The sequence below is a fragment of the Klebsiella sp. LTGPAF-6F genome, from assembly GCF_001753185.1.
In the GTDB taxonomy this organism is placed as follows: domain Bacteria; phylum Pseudomonadota; class Gammaproteobacteria; order Enterobacterales; family Enterobacteriaceae; genus Klebsiella; species Klebsiella michiganensis.
The window spans coordinates 1,467,928-1,486,028 of record NZ_CP017450.1 but is presented as its reverse complement, the minus strand read 5'-3'; the positions used below and the strand labels follow the sequence as shown (position 1 = coordinate 1,486,028).

The window sequence follows — 18,101 nt, the reverse complement described above, 5'->3', positions numbered from 1 at the left end:
CGCAGTTTTTATATTGAGGTGGTAATGAACGATAATAAAATGACGCCAGGCGAACTGCGTGCGACCTGGGGTTTGGGGACCGTATTCTCTTTGCGCATGCTTGGCATGTTTATGGTCCTGCCGGTTCTGACCACTTACGGCATGGCGTTACAGGGCGCAAGCGAAGCCCTTATCGGACTGGCAATTGGAATTTACGGGCTGGCCCAGGCGCTATTCCAGATACCTTTCGGACTGCTTTCTGACCGCATTGGCCGTAAGCCGCTGATCGTCGGCGGCCTGTTAATCTTCGTTGTCGGCAGCGTTATCGCCGCGCTTTCTGACTCTATCTGGGGCATTATTCTTGGCCGCGCGCTGCAGGGCTCCGGGGCGATTGCCGCTGCGGTCATGGCGCTGCTTTCCGATTTAACCCGCGAGCAAAACCGCACTAAAGCCATGGCGTTTATCGGCGTCAGCTTTGGCGTTACCTTTGCTATCGCTATGGTTCTCGGGCCTGTCGTTACCCACCAGCTCGGCCTGCACGCCCTGTTCTGGATGATTGCTGTTCTGGCGACGCTCGGCATCCTGCTGACGCTATGGGTTGTGCCGAACAGCCAGAATCACGTGCTGAACCGCGAGTCCGGTATGGTGAAAGGCTGCTTCAGCAAAGTTCTTGCCGAACCAAAACTCCTGAAGCTCAATTTCGGCATTATGTGTCTGCATATCATGCTGATGTCCACGTTTGTCGCTCTGCCGGGCCAGCTTGAGGCCGCCGGTTTCCCCGCCGCCGAGCACTGGAAAATCTATCTGGTCACCATGCTGGTCTCATTTGTCGCGGTGGTGCCGTTTATTATCTACGCCGAAGTGAAGCGCAAAATGAAGCGCGTCTTCCTGCTGTGCGTCGCCATCCTGCTGATTGCTGAAATCGTACTCTGGGGTGCCGGAGGCTATTTCTGGGAGCTGGTCGCCGGCGTTCAGCTATTTTTCCTCGCGTTTAACCTGCTGGAAGCGCTGCTGCCGTCGTTGATCAGCAAAGAATCACCGGCCGGATATAAAGGCACCGCGATGGGCATTTACTCCACCAGCCAGTTCCTTGGCGTGGCCATCGGCGGAGCGCTCGGCGGCTGGGTGGATGGCTTTTTTGATTCGCAAACCGTCTTCCTGCTCGGCGCCCTGCTGGCGATGCTGTGGCTGCTGGTGGCCAGCACCATGAGCGAGCCGCCCTACGTTAGCAGCCTGCGGGTCGAAATCCCGGAGGATATCGCCGCGGACAAAATGCTCGAAGCGCGCTTACGGGCTAAAGAGGGCGTCAAAGAGGTGCTGGTGATTAGCGAAGAGCGTTCGGTGTATATCAAAATCGACAGCAAGATCACTAACCGCTTTGAAATTGAGCAGGCAATCAAAGGGATATAAAAGCGAGCACCTTTGTTCAGGCAGGCAAAAACGGTTCTGAGCGGTGCTTTGTGTCCTGCCGGGCGGCGGCTAACGCCGAGCCCGGCCGACAGACGGGACTCTTTTAATCGCGGAAGTTTTTGAACTGGAACGGCTGGCCTAAATCACCGCCGCGCACCAGCGCCATAACCGCCTGCAGGTCGTCGCGAGATTTACCGGTAACGCGAATCTCTTCGCCCTGGATCTGCGCCTGTACTTTCAGCTTGCTGTCTTTAATCAGCTTGACGATTTTTTTCTGCGTCGCGCTCTCAATGCCCTGCTTCAGCTTCGCATCGACAAACCAGGTTTTACCGCTGTGCACGAACTCGTCCGGCACTTCGATAGAACTGCCCTCAATTCCGCGTTTCAGCAGCTTGGCGCGTAGAATATCCAACAGCTGGTTAATCTGGAAATCAGACTCGCTGAGGACCTTGATGGTCTCGTTTTTTTCGTTCAGCTCAAAGCTCGCTTCGACGTTACGGAAATCAAAACGCGATTCAACTTCGCGGGTCGCGTTCTCTACGGCGTTTCGAACTTCCTGAAGATCGACTTCAGAGACAATATCGAAAGATGGCATCTTTTCCTCTCCTTCAGTTTCTTTTGCGTTGCATAATACCCGCAACGCGACATAACTCAACTTGTTATCCCGAAAGGATAACTGATAACGCTATACTTTAGCCATGAGCACCTGATGCAGCACTCACAGGTGAGGAGGAATAATGAAAGTAACCGTACTCGGATGCGGTGCACTGGGACAGTTATGGCTAACTGCGCTGTACAAACACGGACATGAAGTCCAGGGCTGGTTACGCGTCCCACAGCCATTCTGTAGCGTCAATGTGATTGAAACCGACGGCAGCGTGTTTAATGAATCGTTTACCGCTAACGATCCTGATTTTCTCGCCAGCAGCGACCTGCTGCTGGTCACCCTCAAAGCCTGGCAGGTCTCTAACGCGGTAAAAAACCTGAGCGCCATCCTGCCGTCGTCAGTACCTGTTCTGCTCATGCACAACGGTATGGGTACCGTTGACGAGCTTAAGAGCCTCAAACAGCCGCTACTTCTGGCTTCGACAACGCAGGCGGCCCGCCGCGACGGCAACGTGATCGTCCACGTCGCCAACGGCACCAGCCATATTGGCCCGGCGAAAGCCTATCCTGAGGATTATAGCTATCTCGCCGATGTACTGCAGAGCGTGCTGCCCGACGTCGCCTGGCATAACAATATCTACCCCGCGACCTGGAGCAAGCTGGCGGTAAACTGTGTGATTAACCCGCTGACGGCGTTAAAAAACTGTCAGAACGGCGATTTACGCGAATACCCGCAGGAGGTCGCCGCGATTTGTTATGAAGTTGCGGCGGTGATGGATCGCGAGGGGATGCATACCTCGCCGGAAAACCTGTTATTCTATGTACATCAGGTTATTGAAAGTACGGCAGAAAATACCTCCTCCATGCTGCAGGATATTCTCGCCCAGCGCCATACGGAAATCGACTATATCACCGGTTATCTGTTAAAACGCGCCCGAGCCCACGGTATCGCCGTACCTGAGAATACCCGCCTGTTTGAACTGGTAAAGCGTAAGGAGAATGAATATGAGCGCGTCGGCACTGATTTGCCTCGCCCCTGGTAGCGAAGAGACCGAAGCGGTCACCACCATTGATTTACTCGTTCGCGGAGGCGTAAAGGTCACGACCGCCAGCGTTGCCAGCGATGGCAGCCTGACCATTGTCTGCTCGCGCGGCGTTAAGCTGCTGGCCGATGCGCCGCTGGTCGAAGTGGCCGATGGCGATTTCGATATCCTTGTTCTACCCGGCGGCATTAAGGGTGCGGAGTGCTTTCGCGACAGCCCGCTGCTGGTTGAAACAGTACGTCAATTCCATCTTTCCGGGCGCATCGTTGCGGCGATTTGCGCCGCGGCGCCGACCGTGCTGGTGCCGCACAACCTTTTCCCCATCGGCAATATGACCGGCTTTCCGGCGCTGAAAGAACGCATTCCCGCCGAGCAGTGGCAGGATAAGCGCGTCGTCTGGGACGCTCGCGTTAAGTTGCTCACCAGCCAGGGGCCGGGAACTTCAATTGATTTCGCCTTGAAGATGATCGACCTGCTGGTTGGACGCGAAAAAGCGCACGAAGTCGCTTCACAGCTGGTGATGGCGGCAGGAATTTATAGCTACTACGAATAAATGCAAAACGGCAACCCAGGGTTGCCGTTTTCATGATTGCGCCTTGCTCCTGAAGAACTAGGGGCGATATACCTTCACGTTTTCAAAGCCCTGCTCGCGCAGATACAGCGCCTGCAGGCGGCTCATCACCCCACGCTCGCACCACAGCAGCCAGGTTTTACTCTGGTCGAGATCGCCAAATTTGGTGCTCAGCTTATAGAACGGCAGAGAAACCACGTCCACGCCTTCCACCTTCAGCGGCTTATCGTCCTGCTCGTCGATAGAGCGGATATCGAGGATCGCGTCGTCAGGGCCAAAACCGCTGACGGTTTCCACTTCCACTACGTCCTGCTCGGTCTGCTGAGCGATATCGCGGATATCAATGTTGCTCGCTTCCGCCACCACTTTCTCAAGGATGCTGAAATCGAAGTGCTCTTCTTCCGCCTCGATCTTCGCCTTCACCGCTTTCACGGTGGGGCTCTTCGAGATAACGCCGCAGTATTCCGGCATGGTGCGGGCAAAATCTTCGGTGCCGATTTCACGCGCGAGGTCAATAATGTGCTCTTTATCGTGCGAAATCAGCGGACGCAGAATCAGCGTATCCGAGACGTTGTCGATCAGGCGCAGGTTGGTCAGCGTCTGGCTGGAAACCTGGCCTAACGCCTCGCCGGTGACCAGCGCCTGGACGCCGTAGCGCTCGGCGACTTTTGACGCCGCGCGCACCATCATCCGCTTGAGCACCACGCCCATCTGACCATCGTCGACTTTCTCAAGGATCTCACCCACCACCGGCTCGAAGTTAATCGCCACGAAGCGCACGCGGTGTGAGCTGCCGAAGCGGTTCCACAGATAGTGCGCGACCTGACGCACGCCGATTTCATGGGCCGCGCCGCCGAGGTTAAAGAAGCAGTAATGCACGCGGCAGCCGCGGCGCATCAGCATATAGCTGGAAACGCCGGAGTCGAAACCGCCGGAAATGAGCGACAGCACGTCTTCCTGGGTGCCGATCGGGAAACCGCCGATACCTTCGTAGCGCCCTTTAACCAGCAGCAGGCGATCGTTTTCGATCTCGAGGTTAACCGTCACATCGGGGTCGGTCAGCTTCACCCGCGCCGTTTCAATATGCTGGTTCAAACCGCCGCCGACGTAGCGCTCCACTTCGATTGAGGTAAACTCATGCTTACCGCGACGCTTAACGCGCACGCAGAACGTTTTACCTTCCAGCGCGTCACGCCACAGCGGCAGCGTCTGCTCGAAAATATCGTGCAGGGAGGTATAAGGAACGTCTTCGACTTCCAGAATATGGTGGATACCGGGGATACGGGTCAGGGCATCGCGAATAGCCGGACGCTGGTTTTCATCCTTCGCCCGGACCTCGATATGATCCCAGTGACGAACGACGGCAAGCGTCTCATCATAGTTTTTGAGAACGTTACGAATGTTCCCGGTTAAAATTTTAATGAAGCGCAATCGCACAGATTGGCTTTTGATGGTGATTTCCGGGAACAATTTAATGATAAACTTCATGGCGACACTATTCGTTGGCAAGCCCGACGGGGCTTTAAGCATAAAAAGTTGTACAGGCGCGACTGGCGTCTGCATCCAGGGCGCGGAGTATACCACTATTGGACGCTTTTCACCTGGCATTGCGCGTTATTTGATTAACCGCGCGACTTCGTTACCATATTGATAGCCATCGAGACATTACAAGAGTCTATATTCACTATGCCAAAGAAAAATGAGGCCCCGGCCAGCTTTGAAACCGCCCTGGGCGAGCTGGAGCAAATTGTTAATCGTCTGGAAAGCGGCTCGCTGCCGTTAGAAGAAGCGCTCGGCGAATTCGAGCGCGGGATCCAGCTGGCGCGCCAGGGGCAGGCAAAGCTGCAGCAGGCCGAACAGCGCGTACAAATTCTGCTGGCGGATAGCGAAGACGCGCCGCTTACCCCTTTTACGCCGGACGCTGAATAAATGGACTTCCCGCAACAGCTACAGGCGTGCGTCGAGCAGGCTAACGAAGCGCTGCGCCGTTTTATCGCTCCGCAGCCCTTTCAGAACACTCCGCTGGTCGAAGCCATGCAGTATGGCGCACTATTAGGCGGCAAACGCCTGCGCCCGTTCCTGGTTTACGCGACCGGCGATATGTTTGGCGTTAGCCGCGCTACGCTGGATGCCCCTGCCGCCGCCGTCGAATGCATCCATGCCTATTCGCTGATGCACGATGATCTTCCGGCGATGGACGATGACGATTTACGCCGCGGCCAGCCGACCTGCCATATAAAATTCGGCGAAGCGAACGCAATTCTTGCCGGAGACGCCCTACAAACGCTGGCGTTTTCTATACTAAGTGATGCGCCGATGCCGGAAGTGCCGGATCGCGATCGCCTGGCGATGATTTCTGAGCTGGCCCAGGCCAGCGGCATCGCCGGTATGTGCGGCGGTCAGGCGCTGGATCTGGAAGCGGAAGGCCATCAGGTTGATCTGACGTCGCTGGAGCGAATTCACCGCCATAAGACCGGCGCGTTGATTCGCGCCGCGGTACGAATGGGCGCGCTGAGCGCAGGTGAAGCCGGACGCAGGGCGCTACCCGCTCTCGATCGCTACGCCGAGAACATCGGTCTCGCCTTCCAGGTCCAGGATGACATTCTCGACGTGGTAGGGGATACTGCCACACTTGGCAAACGTCAGGGAGCCGACCAGCAGCTGGGCAAAAGTACCTACCCCGCCCTTTTGGGACTCGAGCAAGCCCGGAAAAAGGCCTTTGACCTGATTACCGACGCCCGCCGGTCGCTAACTGAGCTGGCCGCGCAATCTCTGGATACCACGGCACTGGAAGCGCTCGCGAATTACATAATTCAGCGTGATAAATAAACAATAAATGAGTCTCTGATGAGTTTTGATATTGCCAAATACCCGACCCTGGCGCTGGTGGATTCCACCCAGGAGTTGCGTTTGTTGCCGAAAGATAGCCTGCCGAAACTGTGCGACGAACTGCGGCGTTATCTGCTGGACAGCGTCAGCCGCTCCAGCGGACACTTTGCCTCCGGGCTCGGTACGGTAGAACTAACCGTGGCGCTGCACTACGTCTACAACACGCCTTTCGATCGCCTAATCTGGGACGTCGGCCACCAGGCTTACCCGCATAAAATTCTGACCGGACGCCGCGATCGGATCGGCACCATCCGCCAGAAAGGCGGGCTGCACCCCTTCCCGTGGCGCGGAGAAAGCGAGTATGACGTCCTGAGCGTCGGCCACTCGTCGACCTCCATCTCTGCCGGAATCGGCATAGCTATCGCCGCAGCCAAAGAGGATAAGCAGCGCCGCGCGGTTTGCGTAATCGGCGACGGGGCGATAACCGCCGGGATGGCGTTTGAAGCGATGAACCACGCTGGCGATATCAAACCCGATCTGCTGGTGGTGCTCAACGACAACGAAATGTCGATCTCCGAGAACGTCGGCGCGCTAAACAATCATCTGGCGCAGCTGCTCTCCGGCAAACTCTACTCCACGCTGCGCGAAGGCGGCAAAAAGGTCTTCTCTGGCGTGCCGCCGATTAAAGAGCTGCTCAAACGCACCGAGGAACATATCAAAGGGATGGTGGTTCCGGGGACCCTGTTTGAAGAGCTGGGCTTTAACTACATTGGGCCGGTGGACGGTCATGATGTTATCGGTCTGGTAAATACGCTGAAGAATATGCGCGACCTGAAAGGGCCGCAGTTCCTGCATATTATGACCAAAAAAGGCCGCGGCTATGAGCCCGCCGAAAAAGACCCGATCACCTTCCACGCGGTGCCAAAATTCGATCACACCAGCGGCGTGCTGCCGAAAAGCAGCGGCGGCCTGCCCTCTTACTCGAAAATCTTTGGCGACTGGCTGTGCGAAACCGCCGCGAAAGATGACAAGCTGATGGCCGTCACGCCAGCGATGCGCGAAGGTTCCGGGATGGTCGAGTTCTCGAAAAAATACCCCGACCAGTATTTCGACGTGGCCATTGCCGAGCAGCACGCGGTGACCTTTGCCGCCGGCCTGGCGATCGGCGGCTATAAGCCGGTGGTGGCGATCTACTCCACCTTCCTGCAGCGCGCCTACGATCAGGTGATTCACGATGTCGCCATCCAGAAGCTGCCGGTGCTGTTCGCTATCGACCGTGCGGGTATCGTCGGCGCCGATGGGCAAACCCATCAGGGCGCGTTTGATATCTCCTTCCTGCGCTGCATTCCTGACATGGTCATCATGACCCCCAGCGATGAGAACGAGTGCCGCCAGATGCTGTATACCGGTTATCACTACAACGACGGCCCGAGCGCGGTGCGCTATCCGCGCGGCTCCGGTACCGGCGCCGCGTTTGAACCGCTGGCCTCGCTGCCTATCGGGAAAGGCGTGGTGAAACGCGAAGGTGAAAAAATCGCGATTCTGAACTTCGGCACGCTGCTGCCGCAGGCGGCAAAAGTCGCGGAAAAGCTTAACGCCACCCTGGTGGATATGCGCTTTGCCAAACCGCTGGATGAAGCGCTGGTGCTACAGCTGGCCGCAGAACACGAAGTGCTGGTCACCCTGGAAGAGAACGCCATTATGGGCGGTGCGGGCAGCGGCGTGAATGAGCTGCTGATGTCCCGCCGCCGCGCGGTTCCTGTGCTCAATCTCGGCCTGCCTGATTTCTTTATCCCGCAGGGAACCCAGGAAGAAGCGCACGCCGACCTCGGCCTGGACGCCGCCGGAATAGAAGCCAAAATCCACGCCTGGCTGGCATAATTGCCGCCACCGCTCCTGCTATGCTTAAAGGATACCCTTTACCCGTAGCAGGAGCGCACTATGCACTATATCCCTCTTGGCGATACCGATCTCCGCGTTTCCCGACTCTGCCTCGGCTGTATGACCTTTGGCGAACCGGATCGCGGTAACCATGCATGGACCTTACCGGAAGAGAGCAGCCGCCCGCTGATAAAATACGCCCTCGAGGGCGGCATTAACTTCTTCGACACCTCGAATAACTACTCTGACGGCAGCAGCGAAGAGATCCTCGGGCGCGCGCTGCGTGAGTATGCTCGTCGCGATTCCGTGATCGTCGCCACTAAGGTTTACCATCAGGTGGGCGATCTGCCGCAGGGACTGTCGCGCGCGCAGATCCTGCGCTCCATTGACGACAGCCTGCGCCGCCTCGGCATGGAGTATGTCGATCTGCTGCAAATCCATCGCTGGGATTACACCACGCCCATTGAAGAAACTCTCGAAGCGCTCAACGACGTCGTCAAGGCGGGTAAAGCCCGCTATATCGGCGCATCGTCAATGCATGCCCGCCAGTTTGCCCAGGCGTTAGCGCTACAGCGGCAGAATAACTGGGCCCGCTTCGTCACCATGCAGGATCACTACAATCTGATTTATCGTGAAGAAGAAAACGAAATGCTGCCGCTGTGCAGCCGTGAAGGCGTCGCGGTGATGCCGTGGAGTCCGCTGGCGCGCGGTCGCCTGACCCGTCCGTGGGGGGAAACCACCGCCCGTCTGGTATCCGATGAAGTCGGTAAGGCGCTCTACAATGCCACTGATGAGAATGATGAACTGATCGCGACAAACCTGGCCGAAGTCGCGGAAGAGCTTGACGCCAACCGCGCGCAGGTGGCGCTGGCCTGGCTATTGAGCAAGCCGGGCGTGGCCGCGCCGATTATCGGCGCCTCAAGGCAGGAGCAGCTGGATGAGCTGCTGCATGCGGTCGATTTAACGCTGACGCCGGATCAGATTGAAAAGCTGGAGACGCCGTATAAACCGCACCCGATTGTGGGGTTCAAGTAACGCGCGGTTCCCTGCCGATTCCCGGCTCGCGCTGCGCTTAGCCGGGCTACAGGTTCACCAGCATCTGCGGGCGACTGACTCACCAACGCCTGCGGGCCGGTAGCCCGGACAGGTGCGCAGCACCGCCTCCGGGAAAAGCCTGCCTGCTCGATTTCCCAGAGGCGCGAGGCCAGCCGCGCCGGACCGGGTTTAAAAAAGACCAATCGGCCAGTGGTGGCCAATCACGTACAGCACCCCGGCGGAAATCACCCCGGCGACAATATCGTCCACCATGATCCCCATCCCGCCGTGGATATTGCGGTCGAACCAGCGGATGGGCCACGGCTTCCACATATCAAAGAGGCGGAAAATCACAAATCCAGCGGCGACCCACTGCCAGTCCATCGTCGGTAGAGCCATCAGGGTGATCCACATCCCGACAAACTCATCCCAGACAATGCTGCCATGATCGTGGGTACCCATATCTTTCGCCGTACGGTGGCAAATATAGACGCCAATGCAGATGCTCATCATCACCGCCAGCGAATAGAGCTGCCAGGGGAGTAAGGTCAGCAAATACCAGAAGGGGATCGACGCCAGCGATCCCATAGTGCCGGGAACCACGGGGCTAAGGCCGCTGCCAAATCCCGTTGCCAGCAGATGCCAGGGGTTGCTCATCTTCAGGCGGCTTTTCGCCACATCTCTACTACGCGCCAAAATGATCGTATCCCTTAAAATCGAACGTGACGGGCTTACCTTCGCGCGTGAACTGCAGACCTTCCGATTCCGGCAGGATCTGCCCAATGCAGGTAAAACGCGCGCCGAGGTTGGCAAGGGCCACGTCCAGCGCCCCGCGATTGAGTTCAGGTACGGTAAAGCACAGCTCGTAATCTTCACCGCCGGAGAGCGCCCAGCGCAGCGCCTGCTCAGGCTCAACCTGGCGCAGCATCGCATCCGAGAACGGCATCGCATCAAGATCGACGCGCGCGCCGCAGCCGCTGGCCTTGAGAATATGCCCCAGGTCAGAAATCAGGCCGTCGGAGAGATCGATGGCGGAGTTCGCCAAATCGCGCAGCGCCTGCCCCTGCAGAACCCGCGGCAGCGGACGCAGATGGCGCGCCAGGAGATAATCCGCGTCGGCGTCATCTTCAACCTGCAGCCGATCCTGCAAAATCGCCAGACCCGCGGCGCTGTCTCCCGGCGTGCCGGTGACGTAAATCCAGTCGCCATGCTTTGCCCCGGAGCGCTTCAAAGCGCGTCCCGTCGGCACATAGCCGTGAATACCCAGCGTCATCGACAGCGGTCCGCGCGTGGTATCGCCGCCAATGAGCTGCATATCGTAATAATTAAGCTGCACGAACAGGCTGTCGCTAAAGGCCTCAAGCCAGGCTTCGTCCGCTTCCGGCAGGGTCAGGGCCAGGGTTAGCCACGCCGGTTCAGCGCCCATTGCCGCCAGGTCGCTCAGGTTGACCGCCAGCGCTTTACAGGCGAGGTCGGCAGGGTCGATATCGGGTAAAAAATGGTTTCCCGCCACCAGGGTGTCGGTGCTGATTGCCAGCGTTTTTTTCTCGGGGATGTTCAGGAGCGCGCAGTCGTCGCCAATGCCGGTTTCAACATCAAGACGTGCGCTTTTTACGCGATCAAAATAACGGGCAATCAGGGAAAATTCGCCGCATGCCATACGTTATGCCTCAGAAAAAGAAAAGAATAAGGCCGGTTTGCAGAAGTGAGACTCTGCAAAAACCGGCCCTGGAATTTACTTTTTGTTGGGACGAATTACCGGGGCAGCTTTGTCCAGCACGCCGTTGACAAACTTATGGCTATCTTCAGCGCCAAAGGTTTTCGCCAGTTCGATGGCTTCGTTAATCGCAACTTTGTACGGTACATCGCTACGCTTTGACAGCTCAAACAGTGCGATACGCAGCACCGCTTTTTCCACCTGACCCAGCTCGTCCAGCAGACGAGAAAGATACGGCTTCATCAGGCCGTCGAGATACGCGCTGTTAGTCGCCACTCCGGACAGCAGTTCGCGGAAATACAGAACGTCTACATCTTTCACATCCTGTTCCGCCAGGAACTGGTATTCGACATCAGCGATGTCGTTTTTGGACAACTGCCAGGAGTAAAGCGCCTGGACAGCACACTCACGGGCGCGGCGACGAGCAGCAGGTTTCACGGAATTCCCCTTACAAAAATCAGGCCTTGATGGCTTTCAATACGTTAATCATTTCCAGCGCGGTCAACGCGGCTTCAGCGCCTTTGTTACCGGCTTTGGTGCCAGCGCGTTCGATGGCTTGTTCAATACTTTCTGTGGTCAGAACACCGAAGGCTACCGGGATTCCGCTGTCCTGAGCGACGTGCGCCAGGCCATTGCTTGCACCGCCAGCCACATATTCAAAGTGCGCGGTGCCGCCACGGATAACGGTACCCAGCGCGATCACTGCGTCATACTTACCGGTTTTCGCCAGTGCATCAGCCGCCAGCGGCAGCTCATACGCGCCTGGAACCCAAACCACGGTAATGTTTTCATCTTTGACCTGGCCAATACGCTTCAGGGCGTCAATCGCGCCATCCAGCAGGCTGTCGTTGATAAAGTTGTTGAAACGCGCGATGGTGATGGCGACGCGAGCGTCCGGGGTAGCAACGTTAGCTTCAATAATGTTCATACTCTTCCTTCGGGTTCAGTTCATTTGGCCCCGCAAGGGGGGCGGATTCTATCATAATAATCGGCGCACTGCTTTCCCTTTTGTCCGGGGAAATCAAGCGTTCACTAAATGCAGGCAAATATCCGGGCCTACATGACGTATCTCATTGAATTTGAAATGGGGTGCTTGCTCAAGTTTCTCAAGCCCCGGCAGTACACATAATCCGCGCGCATCGCTGCCTAACAGTTTAGGCGCAATATAGACGATAAGCTCGTCCACCAGCCCGGCCTCCAGCAGCGCGCCGGCAAGGGTGGGGCCTGCTTCCACCCAGATCGAGTTAATTTGCTGTTTGCCCAGCAGCATCATCAGGACCACCAGATCCAGGCGACCGTTATGCTCCGGCACCAGCAGCGTGCGTACGTTCTCCGGCCACTGGCGTTCATCTGCACGGGTACGGGCAAACAGCGTTTCACCCACCTGCTCCACGATACGATGCTGCGGCGTGACGCGATTCTGACTATCGATAACGATGCGCAAAGGCTGGCGCAGGTTTTCCTGCGGGTACAGCGCCTGAGTGTCGGCGTTGAGCTCGTCCCAGCGTACGGTTAGCGCCGGGTCATCCGCCAGCACCGTCGCGCTGCTGGTCAGGATGGCGTGGCTTTGCGCGCGCAGGCGCTGCACATCGCGCCGCGCCTGCGGTGAGGTGATCCACTGGCTCTCTCCGCTGGCCATCGCCGTGCGCCCATCCAGCGATGCGCCCATTTTTAACTGAATCCAAGGAAAACCGGTGCGCATCCGCTTAAGAAAACCTTTATTCAGCGCCTCGGCTTCGTTCATCATCAGCCCGTGACTGACGTCGACCCCTTCCTTCTGCAAACGGTACAAACCGCGACCCGCGACCTGCGGGTTCGGGTCCTGCATCGCCGCAACCACGCGGGTCACCCCTGCGGCAATCAGCGCCTCGCAGCACGGCGGCGTGCGCCCGTGATGGCTACAAGGCTCCAGCGTGACGTACGCCGTCGCACCTTTCGCTTTTTCGCCCGCCATGCGCAGCGCGTGCACTTCCGCGTGCGGTTCACCGGCGCGATAGTGAAAACCTTCGCCGACGATCTGGCCATCTTTAACGATCACGCAGCCGACATTCGGGTTTGGGTGCGTGGTGAAGCGTCCGCGCGCGGCCAGCTTCAGCGCTCGCGCCATGTATATTTCATCCTGCATGGGCTCAGTCCTGTAAGCGGGCGATCTCTTCGCCAAACTCTTTGATATCTTCGAAGCTGCGATAGACGGAAGCAAAGCGGATGTAGGCGACTTTATCGAGCTTCTTCAGCTGCTCCATCACCAGGTTGCCGATCATTTTGCTCGGCACTTCCCGCTCGCCGGTCCCGCGCAGGTGGGTTTTTATATGGTTAACCGCCATTTCGACATCGTCTGAGCTGACCGGGCGCTTCTCCAGCGCTTTCAGCATACCGCTGCGCAGTTTGTCCTCATTAAAAGGCTCGCGCACGTCGTTGCTTTTTACGACTCGCGGCATCACCAGTTCCGCCACTTCAAACGTCGTAAAACGTTCATTACAGACCAGACACTGACGACGACGACGCACGGAAGAGCCCTCGCCCACCAGACGAGAGTCGATAACTTTGGTATCTACGGCGAAACAGAAAGGGCAATGCATGGCGCGTCCTGACATGTAGTTAAACTAACGGGTAGTTTACCGCGAAGTGACCCGACAACAAAGAAAGAGCTTTTGAGACAAAGGATCTATAGTGCGATTATCCGATCGGTCTACCATTAAGCATCCTCTGTTAACGGAATCCCAACTATGACAAGACGTTATTTAAAGCTGGCCATCGTGGGTAGCATTTTCACCCTCAGCGCCTGCGCGCAGCAAAGCGAAATCCGCCAGATGAACCAGAGCGTGAGCACGCTGAGCAAAGAGATGACCCAGCTCAACCAGCAAACGGTCAAAATTACCCAACAAAACGTGCTGAATGCGAAATCGAGCAGCGGCGTATACCTGCTGCCGGAGGCGAAAACGCCGGCCCGTCTCAAAAGTCAGATTGGTACGCTACGCATGTCGCTGCTCAATATCGCGCCGGATGGCGACGGTACCCGCCTGACCCTGCGTATCCAGGGTGAATCAAACGATCCGCTGCCGGCCTTTAGCGCGACGGTCGCCTCCGGGCAGATCAGCGGCACCACCGATAGCTATCAGGAAGTTAACGTACAAAATCAGCTGATTAGCGCGCCGGCAAGCGTTCTGGCGCCGAGCGACGTCGATATTCCGCTACGCCTGAATGGCGTAACGCCCGAGCAGGTTGGCTTTGTCCGCATCCACGATATCCAGCCCGCAAACACGCCGTAACGCCCTCAGTCGGATGCCCTGAACATCCGGCTCCCCTCCCCTCATGCTAATCCACTTACAGATTTTCCATTCAGTTCACTAAAAATTGCCAGAATTTATGAATTTCGGTGGCATTCCCGCAAGAAATGCATAAAATCGTGAACGCAATCGATTACGCATATGTTCGTTATGTGAAACAACACATATTTTTGTGAGCAATGATTCCTATAATAGACGCCACAGAAATACGAAATATTTAGAAACGCTTCGGCGCTTCTTTTAACGCCTTCAGGCTTAATTTAAACAGTGGCATCATTATGAAAAAAACATTACTGGCAGCCGGCGCAGCTCTGGCGCTCTCCGCATCTTTCTCTGCCAGCGCGGCAGAAAACGACAAACCGCAATACCTGTCTGATTGGTGGCACCAGAGTGTAAACGTGGTGGGTAGCTACCACACTCGTTTTGGGCCGCAGATCCGTAACGATACTTATCTGGAATATGAAGCGTTCGCCAAGAAAGACTGGTTTGATTTCTATGGCTATATGGATGCGCCGGTATTCTTCGGTGGTAACACCAACGCGAAGGGTATCTGGAACCACGGTTCTCCGCTGTTTATGGAAATTGAGCCGCGCTTCTCCATCGACAAACTGACCGGTACCGACCTCAGCTTCGGCCCGTTCAAAGAGTGGTATTTCGCTAACAACTATATCTACGACATGGGCCGCAACAAGTCCGGTCGTCAGAGCACCTGGTATATGGGTCTGGGTACCGATATCGATACCGGCCTGCCGATGAGCCTCTCGCTCAACGTCTATGCGAAATATCAGTGGCAAAACTATGGCGCATCAAACGAGAACGAGTGGGACGGCTACCGCTTCAAAGTGAAATACTTCGTGCCGCTGACCGACCTGTGGGGCGGTTCACTGAGCTATATCGGCTTCACCAACTTTGACTGGGGCTCCGATCTGGGCGATGACAACGCTTATGATTTGAACGGTAAGCATTCACGCACCAGCAACTCCATCGCGTCCAGCCATATCCTGGCGCTGAACTACGATCACTGGCACTACTCCGTCGTGGCGCGTTACTTCCACAACGGCGGCCAGTGGGCGGATGACGCGAAGCTGAACTTCGGCGACGGCGACTTTAACGTCCGCTCTACCGGCTGGGGTGGTTACTTCGTGGTCGGCTACAACTTCTAATCGGCTCGATGATCCCCGGCAACTACGCCGGGGATCATAAAAGCTAACGCTCTTCGCATCTCACCTTACGCAAGAAATCACTCAATGAGCGATCGGCTCGTTCGCTGAAATGACGCCCGGTGGCGGAAATCTCCAGACAGCGGTCGAGGCGAAAACAGCGATAATCTTCCCGCAGTTCGCACCAGGTCACCAGCAGCCAGCGCTCGCCCCAGAAAAAAAGCCCCAGCGGCAGTACGTCACGCTGCGACACGTTTCCCGCTTCATCGCGATAGCGCAGCCCCAGCGCCTGCTGGGCGGAGACTGCCCGATGCACTATATCAAACTGATCTTTACTATAGCCCTGCGCACCAAAGTCCGGTGCGAACACGCGCGACTGCTCCGCCTTACGCCGGCTCTCGGCAGGCAAAATAGCCAGCACTTTTTCCTGCGCCGACTCCAGCGCCTGGGACAGCGAGGCGCCGCCCCAGGTTTGCAGCAGCCGTATAGCGGCCATCAGCGCTTCCGATTCCTGAGTTGTCAGCATCAGCGGCGGTAGGTCATAGCCCGCCAGCAGCCGGTAGCCGCTCCCGGCTTCCCCCTCAACCGGGACGCCGGAGAGCGAGAGGTCGCGAATATCACGGTAGATGGTGCGCTCTGACACGCCGAGCCGCTCGGCCAGCAGCCCGGCGGTGGTTAATCTCCTCCCGCGCAGGATCTGGACGATTTGAAAAAGACGGTCGGCGCGTCGGCTCATTTCTGTTTTCTCATTTACGCGGGTTGGTGAAGGCCAATCCGATTACCCTCACTGTCGATAAACAGGGCAATAGTGCCGATATCGTCCGCCAGCTCAAGGGGGCCAAACACGCAGCTTCCGCCCGCCGAGTTGACGCGATCGAGCGTGGCCGCCAGATTGTCAGTATGCAGATAGATAATACATCCCTGATCGGAGGGCTTAACGCCATCGAACTTTGCCAGCGCGCCGCCGGGAGCCGGATCCTCATGCGGGAAAACGGCCATCTCGATGCAATCCATTTTTTCCCGACGCAGCGTCACCTGCATCACCGGCTCGTAAAACGCCACGGCACGATCCATCTCCGCAACCGGGATCTCAAACCAGTTAATTACGTTGTTCATACATCCTCCTGTCCATTGTTTGGGTTCAGGAGGAGTGTAAGACAGACCTACTGACAGCATTGTGTCAGTATGGTGCGCACACCAGCGCGCGCTCGGGACTCAGCAGCCACGGACGCAGGTATCCCACGGTACTGGAAAATGGCAGCACCTCTTCAGGAAGCACAATGCCAAGCTGCTCGCCGATATACAAGCGCCGGGCGACGATACGCTGCCAGAGTTCGGGATAGCGCTGCGCCAGCTCCCGACGCAACGCGCTATCGGCAAGCGCCACGGTATCTTCAATGCTTGCGCCGCCGTAGCCCGGGCGGGAAGGAATGATGTCGATTTGCAGTATCATCCCGCTTTGCAGGCAGGCGGTTGAATGGGGGCCAATGGGCGAACAGAGCCACTCCTCATCCGCGACCAGATGCCCCGGATTCAGGTGCCAGTGATATTCCGCCTTCGGCAACGCCTGCTCTATCAGCGTATACATATCGCCGCCGCGCATGCCGATGCGCAGATTTTCCAGCCAGTTCACCACCGCGTTGAAATAGGGCTTCGCCACGACCTCGAGATAATCAGCCACCTCGGGCGCCAGTTCGCTCTCATCGGCCACCACGTAGGCGGCGCGGCTGCTCAGGCCGCCTTTGAAGCCGGTGGTCAGCGAGAATTTATCTCCGCGCTGAATCACCTTATCGCCCGGATAGAGATTCGCCCAGGCGAAGCGCTCGCCGGTAGCGGCAATCATCACCACGCTATTAGGCTGCCCTTCCGCCGCCAGCAGCGCGCCGATTTGCTTTTCCGTTTTACCCGGCGCAACGGCGTTAAGCGCGGTGAGAATCGCGGTGGAAGCCAGATTTGCGCCGTACTCATAGTGCGCCAGCTCGTTGGCATTATTGGTGACTCGCGCTCCGCTTGCCGGGTCGATAAAAATGCCGGTGGCGTTAGTTAATCTTGCCTGCGGGCCGGCGGCCTGGCGAATAGCGTCCACGATAAAGGCAGGCAGATCGAACATCTGCGCGCGGTCATCCGCCGCACCGGTAAAGAGCTTCCAGCCCGCCAGGCCAATTCGGTTTTCCGCCGCAACGCCCGCCTCCTGAAGCCGCTGAGCCAGCGTTTTACCGGTTTCCATCGGCTGATTGGGCAGCGAAAACCACGGGGCGTGAATCACACGGTTTTCCAGCCGGGCATGGCCTGCCAGCTTGAGATTCTCGTTACCCAGCACCAGCACCGCTTCACCGTCCCGATGCAGCACCAGCAGCGCCTCTTCGAAACGGGGAATAAAGCCGGTGAGATACTCAAAGTTGCCGCCGTGCTCTTTGTCGGCATAGACAATAAGCGTGTCTACGCCGGACTGACGCATATTTGCCAGCACCCTGGACTTGCGCAGCCGCAGCGTGTCGTCGTTAAGCGTAACGGAAGGCACATCGTGCCAGAGCGGGGGTTGAGGAACGGTGGAAAGCGTTACGACAGCCATCGGCATTTCTC

General features: G+C 57.2%; 20 protein-coding genes. 9 read left to right on the top strand and 11 right to left on the bottom strand.

The genetic code is table 11. The features are described from left to right. Window positions 1-24: 24 nt before the first annotated feature. Window positions 25-1,389: an MFS transporter gene (locus BJF97_RS06945; protein WP_004848226.1), complete on the top strand. Its 1,365-nt coding sequence runs from the start codon at window positions 25-27 to the stop codon at window positions 1,387-1,389. Window positions 1,390-1,492: 103 nt separating this feature from the next. On the opposite strand, the gene BJF97_RS06940 is transcribed toward BJF97_RS06945, so the two are convergent. Next, window positions 1,493-1,984 carry a YajQ family cyclic di-GMP-binding protein gene (locus BJF97_RS06940; RefSeq protein ID WP_004129715.1) on the bottom strand — a complete coding sequence of 164 codons (492 nt, stop codon included), beginning with the start codon at window positions 1,982-1,984 and terminating at the stop codon, window positions 1,493-1,495. A 142-nt stretch (window positions 1,985-2,126) separates the two neighbouring features. Here BJF97_RS06940 and panE point away from each other — a divergent pair, with 142 nt between their 5' ends. Then, complete coding sequence (gene panE / locus BJF97_RS06935) at window positions 2,127-3,038, top strand: 2-dehydropantoate 2-reductase (protein ID WP_004848223.1); 912 nt, start codon at window positions 2,127-2,129, stop codon at window positions 3,036-3,038. Beyond that, window positions 3,001-3,591: a protein deglycase YajL gene (gene yajL, locus BJF97_RS06930; protein ID WP_070082855.1), complete on the top strand. Its 591-nt coding sequence runs from the start codon at window positions 3,001-3,003 to the stop codon at window positions 3,589-3,591. The genes panE and yajL overlap by 38 nt, the downstream gene beginning before the upstream one ends. Window positions 3,592-3,648: 57 nt before the next feature. On the opposite strand, the gene thiI is transcribed toward yajL, so the two are convergent. Next, window positions 3,649-5,097: a tRNA uracil 4-sulfurtransferase ThiI gene (thiI, locus tag BJF97_RS06925; RefSeq protein WP_014228166.1), complete on the bottom strand. Its 1,449-nt coding sequence runs from the start codon at window positions 5,095-5,097 to the stop codon at window positions 3,649-3,651. A 198-nt stretch (window positions 5,098-5,295) separates the two neighbouring features. Here thiI and xseB point away from each other — a divergent pair, with 198 nt between their 5' ends. The 4 genes from xseB to BJF97_RS06905 are packed head-to-tail and all read left to right on the top strand — an operon-like array spanning window position 5,296 to window position 9,354. Continuing rightward, entirely contained in the window at window positions 5,296-5,538 is a 243-nt protein-coding gene (gene xseB / locus BJF97_RS06920) for an exodeoxyribonuclease VII small subunit (protein WP_004099468.1), read from the top strand. Beyond that, a complete protein-coding gene (gene ispA, locus BJF97_RS06915; protein WP_004848218.1) occupies window positions 5,539-6,438 on the top strand; it encodes a (2E,6E)-farnesyl diphosphate synthase in 900 nt (299 codons plus the stop codon). 18 nt (window positions 6,439-6,456) lie between these two features. Then, window positions 6,457-8,319: a 1-deoxy-D-xylulose-5-phosphate synthase gene (gene dxs, locus BJF97_RS06910; RefSeq protein ID WP_004129698.1), complete on the top strand. Its 1,863-nt coding sequence runs from the start codon at window positions 6,457-6,459 to the stop codon at window positions 8,317-8,319. A gap of 60 nt (window positions 8,320-8,379) precedes the next feature. Next, entirely contained in the window at window positions 8,380-9,354 is a 975-nt protein-coding gene (locus tag BJF97_RS06905; RefSeq protein ID WP_014228165.1) for an aldo/keto reductase, read from the top strand. Window positions 9,355-9,543: 189 nt separating this feature from the next. Here BJF97_RS06905 and pgpA read toward each other — a convergent pair whose 3' ends face one another. From pgpA to nrdR, 6 genes are all read right to left on the bottom strand, one after another. Then, a complete protein-coding gene (gene pgpA, locus BJF97_RS06900) occupies window positions 9,544-10,011 on the bottom strand; it encodes a phosphatidylglycerophosphatase A (protein ID WP_029669799.1) in 468 nt (155 codons plus the stop codon). Between the two features lie 28 nt (window positions 10,012-10,039). Next, entirely contained in the window at window positions 10,040-11,014 is a 975-nt protein-coding gene (gene thiL / locus BJF97_RS06895; protein WP_032694146.1) for a thiamine-phosphate kinase, read from the bottom strand. A 75-nt stretch (window positions 11,015-11,089) separates the two neighbouring features. After that, on the bottom strand, window positions 11,090-11,509 hold the full coding sequence (gene nusB, locus BJF97_RS06890) for a transcription antitermination factor NusB (protein WP_004099457.1): 420 nt from the start codon (window positions 11,507-11,509) through the stop codon (window positions 11,090-11,092). Window positions 11,510-11,528: 19 nt separating this feature from the next. Continuing rightward, a complete protein-coding gene (gene ribH / locus BJF97_RS06885; protein WP_004129690.1) occupies window positions 11,529-11,999 on the bottom strand; it encodes a 6,7-dimethyl-8-ribityllumazine synthase in 471 nt (156 codons plus the stop codon). A 93-nt stretch (window positions 12,000-12,092) separates the two neighbouring features. Further along, complete coding sequence (gene ribD / locus BJF97_RS06880; protein WP_032694145.1) at window positions 12,093-13,196, bottom strand: bifunctional diaminohydroxyphosphoribosylaminopyrimidine deaminase/5-amino-6-(5-phosphoribosylamino)uracil reductase RibD; 1,104 nt, start codon at window positions 13,194-13,196, stop codon at window positions 12,093-12,095. Between the two features lie 4 nt (window positions 13,197-13,200). Next, complete coding sequence (nrdR, locus tag BJF97_RS06875) at window positions 13,201-13,650, bottom strand: transcriptional regulator NrdR (protein ID WP_014228162.1); 450 nt, start codon at window positions 13,648-13,650, stop codon at window positions 13,201-13,203. Window positions 13,651-13,797: 147 nt separating this feature from the next. On the opposite strand from nrdR, the gene BJF97_RS06870 reads away from it, so the two are divergent. Then, window positions 13,798-14,340 (top strand): DUF3251 domain-containing protein, encoded by a 543-nt coding sequence (locus BJF97_RS06870; RefSeq protein WP_004848204.1) that lies wholly within the window; start codon window positions 13,798-13,800, stop codon window positions 14,338-14,340. Between the two features lie 296 nt (window positions 14,341-14,636). Further along, on the top strand, window positions 14,637-15,521 hold the full coding sequence (locus tag BJF97_RS06865) for a nucleoside-specific channel-forming protein Tsx (protein WP_004848202.1): 885 nt from the start codon (window positions 14,637-14,639) through the stop codon (window positions 15,519-15,521). A gap of 43 nt (window positions 15,522-15,564) precedes the next feature. Here BJF97_RS06865 and BJF97_RS06860 read toward each other — a convergent pair whose 3' ends face one another. From BJF97_RS06860 to BJF97_RS06850, 3 genes are all read right to left on the bottom strand, one after another. Next, a complete protein-coding gene (locus tag BJF97_RS06860) occupies window positions 15,565-16,254 on the bottom strand; it encodes a helix-turn-helix transcriptional regulator (RefSeq protein ID WP_014228161.1) in 690 nt (229 codons plus the stop codon). A 14-nt stretch (window positions 16,255-16,268) separates the two neighbouring features. Then, window positions 16,269-16,634, bottom strand: a complete 366-nt coding sequence (locus BJF97_RS06855) for a VOC family protein (protein ID WP_014228160.1) — start codon at window positions 16,632-16,634, stop codon at window positions 16,269-16,271. Between the two features lie 64 nt (window positions 16,635-16,698). After that, a complete protein-coding gene (locus tag BJF97_RS06850) occupies window positions 16,699-18,090 on the bottom strand; it encodes a M24 family metallopeptidase (RefSeq protein WP_032694144.1) in 1,392 nt (463 codons plus the stop codon). Window positions 18,091-18,101 lie beyond the last annotated feature (11 nt).